This window comes from Exiguobacterium sp. s91, from assembly GCF_018618915.1.
GTDB lineage: Bacteria > Bacillota > Bacilli > Exiguobacteriales > Exiguobacteriaceae > Exiguobacterium_A > Exiguobacterium_A abrahamii.
In genome coordinates this window covers 75,425-92,036 of the sequence record NZ_JACSMZ010000001.1, presented here as the reverse complement: position 1 = coordinate 92,036, position 16,612 = coordinate 75,425, and the positions used below count along the sequence as shown (strand labels likewise).

The 16,612-nt window shown below is 49.2% G+C and carries 15 protein-coding genes; 9 read left to right on the top strand and 6 right to left on the bottom strand.

The window, feature by feature from the left end; genetic code table 11:
* Positions 1–136: 136 nt before the first annotated feature.
* The 8 genes from KNQ06_RS00500 (at position 137) to treC (ending at position 8,639) form a co-directional block, all read left to right on the top strand.
* Positions 137–505, top strand: a complete 369-nt coding sequence (locus KNQ06_RS00500) for a GntR family transcriptional regulator (RefSeq protein WP_029342757.1) — start codon at positions 137–139, stop codon at positions 503–505.
* A complete protein-coding gene (locus tag KNQ06_RS00495; RefSeq protein WP_029342758.1) occupies positions 499–1,365 on the top strand; it encodes an ATP-binding cassette domain-containing protein in 867 nt (288 codons plus the stop codon). The genes KNQ06_RS00500 and KNQ06_RS00495 overlap by 7 nt, the downstream gene beginning before the upstream one ends.
* Entirely contained in the window at positions 1,358–2,332 is a 975-nt protein-coding gene (locus tag KNQ06_RS00490) for a hypothetical protein (protein WP_215147009.1), read from the top strand. Before KNQ06_RS00495 ends, KNQ06_RS00490 begins: the two co-directional genes overlap by 8 nt.
* Before the next feature lie 169 nt (positions 2,333–2,501).
* Positions 2,502–3,860 (top strand): alkaline phosphatase, encoded by a 1,359-nt coding sequence (locus tag KNQ06_RS00485; RefSeq protein WP_215147007.1) that lies wholly within the window; start codon positions 2,502–2,504, stop codon positions 3,858–3,860.
* Between the two features lie 11 nt (positions 3,861–3,871).
* Positions 3,872–4,519, top strand: a complete 648-nt coding sequence (locus KNQ06_RS00480; RefSeq protein WP_055969310.1) for a DUF4352 domain-containing protein — start codon at positions 3,872–3,874, stop codon at positions 4,517–4,519.
* Between the two features lie 128 nt (positions 4,520–4,647).
* Positions 4,648–5,355, top strand: coding sequence for a trehalose operon repressor (gene treR, locus KNQ06_RS00475; RefSeq protein ID WP_215147005.1), 708 nt, complete (start codon positions 4,648–4,650; stop codon positions 5,353–5,355).
* A 182-nt stretch (positions 5,356–5,537) separates the two neighbouring features.
* Positions 5,538–6,977: a PTS system trehalose-specific EIIBC component gene (treP, locus tag KNQ06_RS00470; RefSeq protein ID WP_047394480.1), complete on the top strand. Its 1,440-nt coding sequence runs from the start codon at positions 5,538–5,540 to the stop codon at positions 6,975–6,977.
* A 21-nt stretch (positions 6,978–6,998) separates the two neighbouring features.
* A complete protein-coding gene (gene treC / locus KNQ06_RS00465; RefSeq protein WP_215147003.1) occupies positions 6,999–8,639 on the top strand; it encodes an alpha,alpha-phosphotrehalase in 1,641 nt (546 codons plus the stop codon).
* A gap of 294 nt (positions 8,640–8,933) precedes the next feature.
* Here treC and KNQ06_RS00460 read toward each other — a convergent pair whose 3' ends face one another.
* Positions 8,934–10,292, bottom strand: a complete 1,359-nt coding sequence (locus KNQ06_RS00460; RefSeq protein WP_215147001.1) for an alanine/glycine:cation symporter family protein — start codon at positions 10,290–10,292, stop codon at positions 8,934–8,936.
* A gap of 188 nt (positions 10,293–10,480) precedes the next feature.
* Between KNQ06_RS00460 and KNQ06_RS00455 the strand changes: the two genes are divergently transcribed.
* Positions 10,481–12,184 (top strand): methyl-accepting chemotaxis protein, encoded by a 1,704-nt coding sequence (locus tag KNQ06_RS00455; protein ID WP_215146999.1) that lies wholly within the window; start codon positions 10,481–10,483, stop codon positions 12,182–12,184.
* A gap of 53 nt (positions 12,185–12,237) precedes the next feature.
* Here the strand turns inward: KNQ06_RS00455 and KNQ06_RS00450 are convergent, their stop codons facing one another.
* From KNQ06_RS00450 to ribD, 5 genes are all read right to left on the bottom strand, one after another.
* Complete coding sequence (locus KNQ06_RS00450) at positions 12,238–13,059, bottom strand: DUF6612 family protein (protein ID WP_064299228.1); 822 nt, start codon at positions 13,057–13,059, stop codon at positions 12,238–12,240.
* Between the two features lie 212 nt (positions 13,060–13,271).
* Complete coding sequence (gene ribH / locus KNQ06_RS00445; RefSeq protein ID WP_035395821.1) at positions 13,272–13,730, bottom strand: 6,7-dimethyl-8-ribityllumazine synthase; 459 nt, start codon at positions 13,728–13,730, stop codon at positions 13,272–13,274.
* Positions 13,727–14,917 carry a GTP cyclohydrolase II gene (gene ribA, locus KNQ06_RS00440; RefSeq protein WP_214858459.1) on the bottom strand — a complete coding sequence of 397 codons (1,191 nt, stop codon included), beginning with the start codon at positions 14,915–14,917 and terminating at the stop codon, positions 13,727–13,729. The genes ribH and ribA overlap by 4 nt, the downstream gene beginning before the upstream one ends.
* On the bottom strand, positions 14,917–15,543 hold the full coding sequence (gene ribE / locus KNQ06_RS00435) for a riboflavin synthase (protein ID WP_064299226.1): 627 nt from the start codon (positions 15,541–15,543) through the stop codon (positions 14,917–14,919). The genes ribA and ribE overlap by 1 nt, the downstream gene beginning before the upstream one ends.
* A complete protein-coding gene (gene ribD, locus KNQ06_RS00430; protein ID WP_214858461.1) occupies positions 15,528–16,568 on the bottom strand; it encodes a bifunctional diaminohydroxyphosphoribosylaminopyrimidine deaminase/5-amino-6-(5-phosphoribosylamino)uracil reductase RibD in 1,041 nt (346 codons plus the stop codon). Before ribD ends, ribE begins: the two co-directional genes overlap by 16 nt.
* Positions 16,569–16,612: the final 44 nt, after the last annotated feature.

The following is a 16,612-nucleotide window of genomic DNA, read 5'->3' as shown; positions in this document are numbered from 1 at the left end:
ATTCTTCTGTCGTCAGTATAGCAAATATTGCGATCGATGGCGTCATCGTCTTCTTGAAAAGAAACGTTGACAGACGGGTTTTAAATTCCTATAATTGGTGTATTAATTGAATTAGTACACTTAAGGAGGTGAAGAAATGTTCACCGTTGATCCGAAAAGTCCGTTACCGATCTATGAACAGTTGGTCGCTCAAATCATCCGCTCGATTGCCCGTGGTCTACTCCGCTCCGGCGAACAGATGCCATCCGTCCGTGAACTTGCCGGTACACTCCTTGTCAATCCGAACACTGTCTCCCGCGCCTATCAGGAACTCGAGAGCCGCAACTTCATCGTCACGATGCGCGGTAAAGGCTCCTTCATCTCAGACATCCCACTTCATGAAGTCAAACAAGCAGCCATCCAAGATCCACTCATCCGCCTTTGTGCCATCGCCGACGAATTATCCATCTCAAACGAAGAACTTTATCAACATATCTTACACATAAGGGAGGATTCCTCATGTTGACCGTTTCTCATCTGACGAAACAAATTGACCGTACCATGATTTATGAAAATGCATCCTTCACCCTGCCGGCAGGAACGATTACTGCCTTGATTGGTCGTAATGGTGCCGGAAAAACGACATTACTGAAAACACTCGTTGGAGCGCTCGAGCCGACCCGCGGGAAAGTCGAATGGAATGGTGAGTCGATCCATCACGTTCCGAAGACGCGGGAGCACCTTTTCCTCGTTCCGGATTCTGTCTCCGTCTACCGCCAGATGACGCTCGGTGAACTGATCAACTTCTATCACGTCTTTTATCCAAACTTCGAGAAGACGTATATCGAAAACTACTGCCGCTCGTCGAATCTCGATCGCGGACGTCGCGTCACTTCTTTATCGAAGGGACAAGCGCAATTGTTCCTTCTCCAACTCGCGTTCGCAACGAATGCCCCGGTTCTGTTACTCGATGAACCAACCGATGGACTTGACCGAATCAACAAACGTGATTATCTGAAACAACTCGTCTCATTACTTGCGGAGCGCCAGACAGCCGTTCTGATTGCTTCGCATCAACTCGAAGAACTCGATTCCCTTGCCGACCGTGTCATGACGATCGAAAAACACCTCGTCCGCGAACCGAAGGCACTCGATGATGCCAAAGCTAGCATGCAGAAATGGCAGGTCGTCTATGAAGATGTTCCAGAGCTCAGTCATGCCGATCTCCACGTCTTATCCCAAACGGGTCGAGTCGTGACGTTACTCGTCTTATCCGATGCAGGCGCGCAGTATCTCGAAACGACGCGTCCTCTCTTAAAGGATGCTTTGCCGGTGCAGATGGAAGATTACTTCTTAGGGACATTTGGAGGGAAACGACATGGTTAAGCAATTGATCCGCTATCACATCAAGCAAGGCATCTGGCCACTCGCTTGTTTTATTCTACTGGCGATCTTCAGTTATGGTTTTGGTAGTTATACCATCATCAATGACTTTGAAACATATGAAGTATCTTATCAAACCGAAACGATTCAAGCTGTCCTCGTCAGTCCGTTCTTCGCTGGATTCGCTGCGATTCTCATTGCCGTCTTTGCGATCCTGATGCTCGGTTCAGAGCGCGGAAGTGGTCGTAGTTTGATCTTACATGCGTTGCCGTTCCCGAAGGTCTGGCTGTTTTGGATCAAATGGGCGATCGGCACTGTGACGTTGATCGTATTCCCGATCATCGGTTTTTTCGCCAGTTGGTCATTACTGCAAGCATTCGGTATCAATCCGTTTGATTACGTCACGTGGTCGTCACTCCTTCAAGATTTTGGTCTATTCCTTCTATTTGATGTGACGATTTTGACGATCTTCTTATTCGCCGGAACGATTGCTGGTGATATCATCGGACAACTGTTACTCGGAACGTTCTTCTTGTTCTTGAATTACTTCACGTATTTCAGTATCTATGCTATCGGTCAACTGGGTTTTGGCGTGGGCTACGAAGAGTTAGACAAACCAACAAGCTTCCTGATGACGATCACGACGCCGTTTGCGCTCTTTTTCGAGTACAATACCGATTTCAACATCGCTTATGCTGTATTGTTCAGCTTAGCCTTGACGGTCGTCTTACTGATTTTCGGTAGTCGTCTCTATGTCAAAGGTGCGAACGAACGTCTCGGGAGTTTCACGATTTTCCCGAAATTACATCCAGCACTCATCATCACCTTCTCGATCTATACGACAATCCTACTCGCGGGAATCATCGGTCTGATTTCGTCCGAGAATCAGTTCCTGTACTGGCTCGCAATCGCGATTCTCGCCTGGCCGACGTTCAGCTCTTATCGTCGGATGATTGGGTGGAGTCGCTAATGCAACGAATGGATCTTCTGAAATGACTTTTCAGAAGATCCATTTTTTGTCATCGATTCTTCACAAAGCTTTACAAACGATAAACATGGATTTCACATTCTATCCGTAAGGTGGAGTTTGTAGGTCGTATCGATCATCAAACCCCAGCACCTTTCGAGGAGGAACCCTTATGAAATTAAAACGTATCATTCCGATTTTTGCCTTATCAACCCTTTCCCTTAGTACGATGCTCTCGATGCCTGAAGCAGAAGCAAAGACGAAACCGGTTAAATCACCGGAAATCCGGAACGTCATCTTCTTGATTGGCGACGGGATGGGTGTCTCCTATACATCAGCACATCGTTACTTAAAGAACGATCCATCGACACCGGTTGCTGAAAAAACAGCGTTTGACCAATACCTCGTTGGTCAACAGATGACTTATCCGGAAGATCCGAAGGAAAACGTCACCGATTCCGCTTCCGCAGCAACAGCGATGTCATCCGGCGTCAAGACGTATAATGCAGCGATTGCTGTCGATAACGATAAATCGGAAGTCAAGACCGTCCTTGAAGCAGCGAAAGCACGTGGTAAGTCAACAGGACTCGTTGCGACATCGGAAATCACGCATGCGACACCTGCTTCGTTCGGTGCTCATGATGAGAGCCGAAAGAACATGAACGCGATCGCAGACGATTACTTCAAGGAACGCGTCAATGGGAAACATAAAATTGACGTCATGCTCGGTGGCGGTAAGTCGAACTTCGTCCGTCCGGATGTTGATTTGACGAAAGCATTCAAAAAAGACGGTTACAGTTACGTCACGGATCTGGATCAATTGCAAGGTGATAAAAACAAACAAGTCCTCGGTCTGTTCGCAGATGGTGGATTACCAAAACGGATTGACCGCGAAAACTCGGTCCCATCGCTTGAACAAATGACGAACTCTGCCATTAAGCGACTCGACTCGAATAAAAAAGGATTCTTCCTGATGGTCGAAGGTAGCCAAGTCGACTGGGCCGGTCATGACAATGATATCGTCGGTGCCATGAGTGAGATGGAAGACTTCGAGCGGGCATTCAAAGCCGCGATCGCATTTGCAAAGAAGGATAAACATACACTCGTCGTCGCGACAGCTGACCACTCAACGGGTGGATATTCAATCGGTGCAGATGGCATCTATAACTGGTTCGCTGAACCGATCAAAGCGGCAAAGAAAACACCTGACTTCATGGCGCAAAAAATCGTCGATGGTGCGGACGTCCGCAAGACGTTGACGACGTATATCGATCAGGACAAACTCGCCTTGACGGACAAAGAAATCGATAGCGTCTCCCGCGCTGCTGAATCGAAGAAATTACTCGAGATCGATAATGCGGTTGAAGAAATCTTCAACGAACGCTCGCATACAGGCTGGACGACAGGTGGACATACAGGTGAAGACGTACCGGTCTATGCGTTCGGTCCTGCTAAAGAACGTTTCGCGGGACAAGTCGACAACACGGATCACGCGAAAATCATCTTCGATCTCTTGAAATCGAAGAAATAAGGAGAATGTTCATGAGACAGATACTTGCTACTTTGATGCTCGGGACGGTGCTCGCTGGTTGTGGCACTTCAGCATCACAAGACACACCAAAAGAACCAGCGTCTGCGAAACAGGAGCAGCCGGTATCGCTTGAAAAAACAAGCGCCTACGTTCCAAACCCACAAATTCCAGACGATCGCGATTTGACAAAAATCGATCAGACCGTCACGGATGATAAGGGCGACCTGACGCTTAAACAATTCAAACGAGTGAACGAAACACGGAAGATTGGTCCGATCGAGATGACGATCGAAGAGATCAAAGTATTCCATGCTCGTCCAAGCTATGGCATGATTGATTTCTTCCATGGCTTTACGCACGATGAATCCTTTGATTTGATCAAGACACGGGTCACGATCAAGAACACAAGTAATGAACCGGTCACGTTCAATCCTGTCGCCCACTTCAAACTCGATGCTGCGACAGAAAAGACGCTCGAGGACGACGTCTATTTGGAGTCGCTTGCGAAGACTTACGCCCCGTCCGAGTCACGGAGTGGTAACTTCGGCTTCATCTTGGAACATCCGGTTGACTCGATTGAACTCTTGACGAGTGATGTTCTCGATGAAAAACAAGATGTCCTCAAAAAAGGAACGACGTTTTCGACGTCTCTTCGTTGACTGACATTCACACTTCTATGCTCTATCTATTTTCCGGTCATGTCCGGATCATAGGTGGAGCTATTTTGATGCCTGTAATCGTTCCGTGCTACACTAAAGGCATTATTTGAGTGTAAAGGACGGATCATATGCCGAAGTATTTAAACATCTATCACGAGCTCGCACAGCGGATTCAGGAAGGAACGCTCCCGGCTGAAACGAAATTACCTTCTGAGACGGAATTGATGCACGAATTCGAGGCGAGCCGCGGAACGGTCCGAAAAGCGATCGATGCCCTGCAAGAAAAAGGCTTCGTCCGTAAACACCAAGGGAAAGGTGTCTTCGTCCTGTCGCAAGAAGCGATCGAATTCCAATTCAATGGGATCGTCAGCTTCTCGGAAGCACATCGCCGGATGGGGCGACATGCCGTCGAAACGGATGTAGTGTCTTGCGAAGTCCTCTCCGCCTCTGCTGAGCTCGCTTCGTTATTGCATGTGGCACAAGGAACGAACGTGACACGCGTCGAGCGCATTCGTCAAATTGATGGTGAACGTGTCATCCGTGACATCAATCATTTCGTGACAGCACTCGTGCCTGGACTGACTACTGACATCGCTAAAGGTTCGATCTATCAGTACATCGAAGAGACACTCGGACGTCAGATCAGCTACGCGAAACGTAAAATCGAAGCTCGCCCTGCGACAACTGAAGACCAAGAACGACTCGACCTTCACGATATGACGCATGTCATCGTCGTCACGAACGATACGTATTTCTATGAAGGACAACATTTCGAACGGACGGAATCGCGTCACCGGCTCGATAAGTTTCAGTTCACTGATATTGCCCGTCGTTGAATATACGCTACTAGATGAGGGAATCCGTAGATGACGGATTCTCTCTTTTTTATTCTTCTTAACTTATCTATATAAGTTCTTGACCAACTTATATAGATAAGTTAAGATAAGTGTGCGCAGATAAGAAAACGTTTTCATTTCAAAAGTGGTCGAGTATGTCACTTCCAAAAAGGAGCATCGAGATGAAACCAAACTATCGTCAGATTGCAGAGCAAATCATTGAGAACATCGGAGGTAAGGAGAACGTTGAGCAGGCAGCTCACTGTGTCACCCGTCTTCGTTTAACGCTTAAGAATCAAGAGCTTGTCGATCAAGAAGCCTTACTTGAAGTTCCGCTCGTCAAAGGCGCGTTCTTGAACGCAGGTGTCTATCAAATCGTCATTGGTGCCGGAGACGTCGACCGGGTCTATGCAGAATTCATTCAATTAACCGGTTTACAGGCAACAACGATCGCGGATGTCAAATCGTCTGGCGCTGCTAAGATGAATCCGTTCCAAAAGTTGATCAAAGTCTTTTCTGATGTCTTCATGCCTATCATCCCGGCAATCATCGTTGCTGGTCTCTTAATGGGAATCAATAATCTATTCGGTATCGAGTTCGGTGGCAAGACGATGATCGATCGTTATCCGAACTTACAAGGACTTTGGGATCTCATCAATATGATGGCCAATACGGCCTTCGTCTTCCTCCCGGCACTCGTCGGTTGGTCAGCGACGAAACGCTTTGGTGGTAGTGAGATTCTTGGGATCGTCATGGGTCTGATGCTTGTTCACCCAGATCTCTTAAACGCTTGGAACTACGGACAAAGTGCTCTAAAAGGTGAAATCCCGACGTTCAACATTCTCGGTCTCTTTGAAATTGAAAAAGTCGGCTATCAGGGACAAATCCTCCCTGTACTCGCTGCCGCTTACGTCCTCAGTACGATCGAACGTTGGCTCAAAAAACGAGTACCGAATGCGATTCAATTACTCGTCGTACCGATTACGACGATTACATTGACCGGATTCCTCGCCCTTGCCGTCATCGGACCGGTCACGCGTCAAGTCGGTGACTGGATTACGATCGGTGTCGTCAATACGTTCGAAGCTGTTCCATTACTCGGTGCCCTACTCTTTGGTGCACTCTATGCGCCGCTCGTCATTACCGGCATGCACCACATGTTCATCGCTGTTGATCTACAGTTGATCGGACAAAGTGGAACGACGTTCATCTGGCCGATGATCGCGATTTCGAACATCGCTCAAGGTTCAGCAACACTCGCGATGCTTTTCCTCGCGAAAAACGTTAACGATAAAAACATGGCATCAACGTCCGCTTTATCCGCCTACTTCGGAATCACGGAACCGGCCATGTTCGGGGTCAATCTCCGGTTCAAATATCCGTTTTACGCAGCACTCGTCGGTTCAGCGATCGCGTCAGCTTTCATCGCTGTCAGTGGCGTTCTTGCTCCTGCGATCGGTGTCGGCGGATTACCTGCTTTCATTTCGATCGTACCAGGCTCGATTCTGTCGTTCATCGTCGGCATGGTGATCGCGATCATCGTCCCTGTCGCCTGTACGTTCCTGTTCCACTATGTCTCGACGAAACGCGCAAAAAAAGCTGCCCTGAAAAAAGCAGCGTAATTTTAGAAAGGTGTGTATCTCATGATCACGACAACCGATTGGCGCAAATCCGCCGTTTATCAAATCTATCCGAAGAGTTTTTATAGTCCGGAGGGCAAAGCGACCGGTACGTTACGAGGCGTCACTGCCAAACTCGATTATCTGGCGGATCTTGGTGTCGATTATCTCTGGTTGACGCCGGTCTATGCCTCACCGCAAAACGACAATGGTTATGATGTCAGTGATTATTACGCGATTGATCCATCCTACGGAACAATGGACGATTTCGAGACGTTACTTGCAGAAGCAAAACAACGCGGTCTGTCTGTCATGATGGATATCGTCGTCAACCATTGCTCGACGTCGCACTCTTGGTTCGAAGAAGGACGTCACCCGGACAGCCCGTATCACGACTATTTTATCTGGCGCGATACACCGAACGACTGGGTATCGAAATTCGGCGGTCCCGCTTGGTCATTTGATGAGGTAGCTGGCAAGTATTACTTGCACCTGTTCGACAAGACGCAAGCGGATCTGAACTGGGAAAATCCACGCTTACGAGAAGATGTTTACAACATGATGCGCTTTTGGCGGGATAAAGGGGTCAGCGGCTTCCGACTTGATGTCATCAATTTGATCTCAAAGACGCCAGGTCTTCCGAACGATCCAGCAGGGGACGGACGTGCGTATTATACGGACGGACCGAACGTCCATGACTACTTGCAAGAGATGAACGCAGAAGTCTTTGCTGGACACGATCTCATGACGGTCGGCGAGATGTCGTCGACGTCACTTGAACACTGCCTCCGTTATTCATCGCTTAATGAACAAGAACTGAAGATGACGTTCAATTTTCATCACTTGAAGGTCGATTATCCGAACGGTGAAAAATGGACGGCAGCACCGTTTGATTTCAAGCAACTGAAACAGATTTTCTCCGACTGGCAATCCGGCATGAACGGACAAGCCTGGAACGCTATCTTTTGGTGCAACCATGACCAGCCACGCGTCGTCAGCCGGTTTGGTGACGACGTCACGTATCGCGTCGAAAGTGCGAAGATGCTCGCGACGACGCTTCACGGTTTACAAGGTACACCGTATATCTATCAAGGAGAAGAGATCGGCATGCCGAATCCGGACTTCACGGATCTGTCCGACTACCGCGATGTCGAGACGTTGAACGCCTATCAGGAAGCTCGGGACAACGGCGTAACGGAAGAAGCGATTCTCGCTGCGATTCGTCAAAAGTCGCGTGACAATGCGCGGACGCCGATGCCGTGGTCGGATGCTGTCAACGGTGGCTTTAGTTCAAGCGAGCCGTGGATACCGGTCTCACCAACGTATGATCACATCAATGTCGAGTCGGCTGTCGCAGACACAAACTCGGTCTATCATCATTACAAACAGTTGATTCAACTCCGCAAACAGTATGACGTGCTGACGGACGGTTCGTACCGTCTGTTGACACCAGACGATCCGTCACTCTGGGCGTACGAACGTGCCACAAGCGAGGAAGAGTTGCTTGTCGTTTCGAACTTCTACGGAACAGAGACGACGTTCACGTTACCTCGTGACGGATCGGATTATACGGTGTTGCTTCACAACTATCAGAAGATGCAGACAGAGGGTCAGACTTTGACGTTACGTCCTTATGAATCCCTGATGCTTTATCGTCAAAAGTGATGTATCTCTCGTTTTTCTCTTGATTACCATCTCTAACAACGAATGTTTCATCCTCGCTTTCCACAGGCGGGAGGTAAGCCGCGGCCACCCGCATTCACTGCGGTCTGCCGGGTCTTACCTATCCCTGCCGAAAGCACTGTCTGTGCTTTCTTCTCCTGTAGGAGTCGAGGATGCGCATTCTTAATTTCTTTCGATCAAATAAAAAGGGAGATCACCATCCGAGTTCATGACCCGGAACGTGATCTCCTTTTTTCATACTTCATCATACACGAACTCGTTATTAGAGCATGTATCCTACGAAACCTTCCGATTCGCTTCTTCTCGTTTCAACTGTTCGCGGAACAGTCGTGTCTCGGCAATGACGACGCCGGACAGTCCAATCAAACCGATTAAGTTCGGAATCGCCATCAATCCGTTGAAGACATCAGAAATCGCCCACACCATGTTCAAGTTCGTCGTCATTGCACCTGCTCCAGCGACTAAGACGAACAGGATGCGGTACGGTAGGATTGATTTTTGACCAAACAGATAATAGATCGATTTTTCACCGTAGTACGACCAGCCAAGAACGGTCGAGTACGCGAACATGACGAGACCGATCGTAACGATGTATTTCCCGGCAGGACCGAGGAAGACTTCGAAGCTCGCCGTCGTCAGTTCAACGCCTTGCAAGTCCGTATCGAGTTGTCCCCCCATGACGAGTGTCAGACCCGTGATCGAACAGACGACCAATGTATCGAGGAAGACTTGCGTCATCGAGACGAGCGCTTGACGGCCCGGGAAGTCCGTCTTCGCAGCAGCAGCTGCGATCGGTGCTGAACCGAGTCCTGCTTCATTTGAGAACACACCACGCGCGACACCATAACGAATCGCCGCTCCGATTGCCCCACCCGTGATGGCCTCGTTTGAGAATGTACTACTGAAGATCGTTGAAATCGCACCTGGAATCAGATCATAGTTCATGATGAGAATTAGTAAACCACTTCCGACATAGAAGAAAATCATGAACGGAACGAACAGACTGACGACTTTCCCGATTGACTTGACCCCACCAAGAATGACGACACCCGTCAATACCATCAACGCGATCCCCGTCACGTAAAGTGGCACATCGAACGTCGATTTCATCGCGAGGGCGACCGAGTTCGTCTGGACCCCGTTTCCGATCCCAAACGCAGCGATCGAAGCGAATGCAGCAAACAAGACACCGAGCCATTTTTGCTTCAGTCCCCGCTCAAGGTAATACATCGGTCCTCCTGCCATCTGTCCTTTCTCATCGACGACACGATATTTGACGGCAAGGATCGCTTCCGCGTATTTCGTCGCCATCCCGAACAGACCGGACAGCCACATCCAGACGATCGCGCCTGGTCCCCCGAGGACGACGGCGGTTGCGACACCGACGATATTCCCCGTACCGACGGTCGCAGCCAGTGCCGTCATCAACGCTTGAAAGTGACTGATGTCACCTTCTGACTTATCGTCCTGATGCTTTGAAAACGCAAGCTTCAGCGCATACGGCAGTTTGGTAATTTGAATGAATCCTAAGCGAATCGTCAAGTAAATCCCCGTACCGACCAACAGAATGAGTAACGGTGGTCCCCATACGATATCGGACACCGCACTAATCCACTCACTAAATGAATTTCCCATTCGTCTTACCTCCCTTTATGAGATATGTAGTTCCTTACCATCTTTTCAGAATTTACTGATAATTGTCAAACTATTTTTTCATGGAACTATTTTACGTTTTAATTTTTTTGATAATAAGTAAATTTTTTACTTGTGAAGGTATAATCAAGAAAATAAATAGTTCATCTTGCAAAAAAGGAGCGAATCATATGAAGATTAAAACAAAGCTTATCTTATTGTCCTCCATACTTTTGCTTAGCTTGATCGGTGTCGGTTTATACGGCGCATCTTCTCTCAATCGTGTTGACCAAGAGAGTCAAACGATCACCTCGTCTTGGATTCCTGGTCTGAACTTATCCCATGAAACGAACACGGCACTGTCTGATTTACGACGTGTTGAATTATTACACATTCAAGAAAATGATCCAGAAATTAAAGCCGGTTATGATAAGCGTGTCAAAGACGGTTTAGCGACCGTTGACGCGAATCTCGCGAAATACGAGAAAACGATTTATTTAGAAAGCGATCGCGCACTGTTCAATGATCTCACGAAAAAATGGCAAACTTTCAATGAGACGACTGATCGCCTTCTCGCCCTTAGTACGCCGGAAACCCAAAAAGAAGCGGTCACCTATTATGAAGGTGAGAGTCGTGATTCATACTTCGCCGTTTCTGATCAATTAACGAAAATCGTGAAATACAATAATCAACAAGCGAAAATAAATGGTGATGCCATCACAAGTTCTGCCAATACAGCTCACATCCTTCTCTTCACGATCATCGGTGTCGTCGGATTACTCGGTGTCATCTTCACCGTCTTGATTTTACGCTCGATCTTCGGTCCACTCCGCCAACTACAGGCGAAAACGTATGAACTAGCAACACAAGGTGGCGACTTGACGGCACAACTCGACGTCGTACGTGATGACGAGATTGGACAAATCGCCCAGTCGATGAATCAATTCATCGCCCACTTACGGACGATCATCATTCAAGTCGATGATACAGCAACCCACGTCGTATCGACTTCACGTCACGTCTCCGGTCGAATCAGCGAACTCGATCAGGATATGGCGTCGACTTCCCATACGATTGAAAACTTATCAGCCGGGATGCAGGAGACAGCTGCTTCTGCCGAAGAGATGAACTCGTCTGCTGTCGATATGGAAGCGACGATTCATGATATCGTCGCTGGTGCAGAAGCGAATGGAAAACGGGCACAAGAAGTGGGTGGACGTGCTGAATCGCTTCAAGTCGTCGCAACCGAAGCGAAACAGACCGCGAATCACATTCTCGCTGAAACGAAAAGTAAACTCGAGGACGCAATGGCTCGCGCAAAGGCTGTCAAGGAAATTTCCGTCTTATCGGACGCGATCCTCTCGATCGCGGCGCAAACGAATCTATTGTCCCTTAACGCTTCAATTGAAGCAGCACGCGCTGGTGAAGTCGGTCGCGGCTTTGCCGTCGTCGCCGATGAAATTCGCAAACTTGCTGAAAGTAGCCGGGATACCGTCGAACAAATCCAAGATGTCTCGATTTCTGTCATCGAGTCCGTTGAACACTTGAACGCCGCGTCCGGCGAGATGCTCTCTTTCATTGATACAAAGGTCGCCAAAGACTACGATTTGTTTGAGGATGCCTCCGTCCAGTATCGGAACGACGCACATTTATTCGGTGATGCAGCGGAACACTTCGCTGCCCAAGCCGGTCAACTTCAGGAACTGACAGCGAACATGCTTGGTGTCATCCACGATGTTGCCGTCACCGTCAATGATGGTGCGCAGGGAACACAATCGATGTCGGAGCAAATCAATCATTCCGTCCAAGCGTTCCGAGATGTCCATGAACAGACTTCCGTCAGTCAACAACAGGCGGAAGCACTAAAGGATGTTCTCCGCCAGTTCCAAGTCTAAACGACAAGCCCCTCGTCTTCACATCAGAAGAGAGGGGCTTGTTTTTTCATTTTTTACTGTCCAGCACCTGTGAGCGGTTGTGCGTCTTTTGCTTCCGCCGGTAATGTGATCTCGTCGATCTCATTGAATTTCGAGAACGTCGACTCATTCTTCATGTTGAACTCGGTCTCTTTTTCAATCGCAAACACCATATCCATGTCGAGTGACTTCGGATAGAACGTCTTCGCGTCGTACGTCATTTTGTAGTTCATCTTTTTATAATCGATGCTATCCATCGCATCTTTCATCTGCGCCATCTGTCCTGTCTGTTCGAGTGAATCCTTCATGAAGGCTTTCAGGTCATCACCACTCAGCTTAACGTCGATCTGATAGACATCGCCCTCTTTTTTCGCTGTCCAATTATCTTTGTATTTCTTTAGGAGCTGCAAGTTTTGTTCCGTCGATGCCGATGATTCCATCGCTTCGACCATCTCGCCTAGTTCTGAAACGTCTTGAACGATCCATTGTCCGTTTTGCGAGAGGTACATTTTATCGTCAACGATGTAACTTTCAATCGTCACGTCTTTCCCGTCTTCAGGATTTTTCATCGTCATCGTCTGTTTCATCGCGAGCGGCTTTTGAATGATATCAGCGGAAACCTTCTGATCCATCGCCATCTCACCTGCTTTAGAGCTGACCGTTCCTTCCATGTGGAACGATTTGATGTCCTCTTGAGCGGCTGTCGCTTTCTTTAATAGCTCTGTGTTCGAGAGTTCCCCCGACTTCGTCGAACCAGATCCGCTGCCACTACCTGAATCCGTCTGTCCATCTTGGCATCCGGCTAGTCCAATCGATGCTGCGACAATCCCGGCTGCTACCCACCTTGTTTTCTTCATATTCATTTCCTCCTTTGTACGCGTTACCCTGATTTACGAAAAACATTGGAAAATGTTTCAAACTTTCTTTAGTAGACCATTACCGTTCTACTTCAAAACGAACCCTCAAATTTCAAATCTACTATTCTTTTTTTGAAATTTGGTTCAGTGTTCGTGAGATTCCCGCAAAAAAACAGGCTGATGGAAGCTTCCATCAGCCTGTTTCTGGTTCGTTAGATCGTCCGTAAAAGATTCGCCATCTCAATCGCAGAAACCGCAGCTTCATAGCCTTTGTTCCCAGCTTTCGTACCGGCACGTTCGACTGCTTGCTCGATTGAATCCGTCGTCAGGACACCGAAGATGATCGGTACGCCTGTGTCGCGCGACGCACTCGCGACACCTTTCGCGACTTCGTTACAGACGTAATCATAGTGTGACGTCGCTCCGCGGATGACGGCACCCAGCGTGATGACGGCGTCATATTTGCCGCTTTTCGCTAACTTTTCCGCGACGAGTGGAATTTCGAATGCTCCCGGAACCCACGCTGTATCGACAGCATCCGCTGCAACACCGTGGCGGCGGAAAGCGTCGTTTGCTCCTCCGACGAGTTTTGAAGTGATCAATTCGTTAAAACGTGCAGCGACGATTGCGACGCGTAGTCCTTCTCCTGTTAAGAAACCTTCGTAGATCATGATGTATGTCCTCCTTGGATATCGAGCCAGTGCCCGAGTTTCGTTTGTTTTGTTTTCAGATAACGTTGATTTTCAGGTTCAGCCGGTACTTGATGGGGCACGCGTTCGATGACTTCGATGCCTTCTTGTTCGAGCACCCGTTGTTTGTCCGGATTGTTCGTCATCAAGCGGATCTTCGTCACGCCGAGATCACACAACATGTTCGCTGCGACCGTATAATCACGCATGTCCGTCGGATAACCGAGTGCATGGTTCGCTTCGACCGTATCGAGTCCTTGTTCCTGTAACTCGTACGCTTTTAACTTCGCCATCAGACCGATGCCGCGTCCTTCCTGACGTAAATAGAGGACGGCTCCACCTTCTCGTTCGATCCGCTCGAGTGCCGCATCGAGTTGCGGTCCACAATCGCAACGCTTCGAACCGAAGACGTCCCCTGTCAGGCATTCCGAGTGTAGACGGACGAGCATCCCGTCGTGCGCTTCACCGGATAAGACAGCGACATGTTCTTTCTTATCTTGTGTCGTATAGCCAATCATCCGAAAGGCTCCGAACGTCGTCGGAAGCAACACTTCCGCCTCCCGCTTCAACGGTCGCTCGAGATACGCGACGAGTGCTTCGATCGTAATCAGTTTTAAATCATGTTCTTCCTTATAGAGAAGTAGATCATCGACCCGTGCCATCGTGCCGTCTTCCTTAATGATTTCACAGATGACGGCGATCTCATCGCTACCGGCAAGACGGGCAAGATCGACACCCGCTTCCGTATGTCCACGTCGCTCCCGGACACCACCCTCTTTGGCGATCAACGGAAAGATGTGACCCGGTCGTTTGAAACGTTCCGGTCCATCCGTCAGCATCCGCTGAATCGTTAGCGACCGTTCCTCAGCACTGATGCCGGTCTTTGCCTCTTCATGATCGATGCTGAGCGTGAATGCCGTTCCATGCGGATCTGTATTATTCGCTGTCATCGGAGCAAGTTCGAGTCGCTTTGCGATCCGCGGGCTGACTGGTACACAGACGAGTCCTTTTCCGTATGTGATCATGAAATTGATGTTTTCCGGTGTCGCGTGTTCCGCGAGCATGACGAGATCGCCCTCATTCTCACGATCCTCGTCATCGCAGACGATGATTGGTCGTCCGTTCTTCAAATCTTCTATCGCGTCTTCAATCAAGTCGAATCCGTTCATTACATGTCGCCTCCTAAGAATGCTGCCCAGTCCGTCTGCTTCTCATGCTGCGTGAAATGATAGAGATGTTTCGCCATCATGTCACACTCGATATTGACGACTGCGCCGCTTGCCAATCGATCAAACGTCGTCACTTGACGTGAGTGCGGAATCAATGAAATCGAGATCGTTTCCGGCGTGACGCGTTGCAACGTCAGGCTCGTGCCGTTGATCGCGATCGAGCCTTTCGGAATACAATACTTTTGCCACGATCCGACATCAAACGTATAAACCATCGCTTCTCCATCCGGTCGCCGACTGATCAGCCGCGCTGTTCCGTCGATATGTCCACTGACGAAATGACCGCCGAAACGACCGTCTGCCGGCATCGCCCGTTCGAGTTGCAATGGGCTTCCGACGCGGTACGTGCCGAGTGCCGTCGAACGGATCGTGTCATGGACGGCATCTGCTGTGAAACCGGTCGGACTCATCGACGTGACCGTCAAACAAATCCCGTCGACGGCGATGCTATCCCCGATCTTCGTTCCTTCGAGTACCTGGTGCGCCTCAATTTCAAGCGCTAACCCGTTCGGTCGCGGGATCTTTCGTTTTAAGGTTCCGACTTCTTCAATCAATCCGGTGAACATGTCGTCTCCTCCTTTCGGATGTACGTCAGATGGAGATCCGGTCCAACCGTCTCAACCTGGTCGATTTGAAAACGATCTTCGATATCGTGTTGACTATTCCACGCATCGCCTTCAAAAATCGATGGGGCTTGGTAGACTTCGATTCGGTCAACGAGATCTGCCTCAAGGAAAGCGGCTTGAATCGTCGGTCCACCTTCGATCAAAACACTGCGGATGTCTTGTTCGTATAAGCGTTTCAAAATCGCTTCCGGCGTCTCATACTCACCAACGAGAACCGTCACCTGATCGTGACTAATCCGAGGAACACTCGTCAGCCAGTAGGTTGGATTTTTACCATCACGGAAAACTTGGGCCGTCTCCGGGACCCGACCACGACGATCGACGATTACCCGAATCGGCTCGATGCCTGACGACGCGCGTAACGTTAGTGCCGGATCATCGACGAGGACCGTCTCACTGCCGACGAGGATCGCATCATGGCGACCTCGCAGAGCACGACCGTTCGCGCGTGCTTCTTCTGACGTGATCCAGCGCTGTTCACCTGTCGCCGCGATCCCGTTCATCGTCTGAGCGATTTTGACGGTCACGGTCGGACGTTTTCGTTCGATCGTCTTCCAGAATGCCGTGTAGAGGGCTTCTGCCTCATGTCGTAACAAGCCAACCTCGACTTCGATTCCCGCGTCCTGTAGTCGTTTGATTCCGGAACCAGCGACGATCGCATGTTTGTCTTCCGTTGCGACGAAGACTCGTTTGATTCCTGCTTGTAGAATCGCTTCCGTGCATGGTGGCGTCTTGCCGTGATGGTTGCATGGCTCGAGCGTCACGTAAAGATCGGCACCACGGGCGGCTTCCCCTGCCATCCGTAAGGCTTCGACTTCTGCGTGCGGACCACCGGCAAACCGGTGCGCACCAAAGCCGATGATGCGTCCTTGTTTGACGATGACACAGCCGACACTTGGATTCGGACTTGTTTGTCCGTGTAACATTTGTGCTAATTGCATGGCATAACTCATCATCTGTGACATCGCGTTCACTCCTTTCAAATGAAAAAAGACGCCCCTTGAAAAAG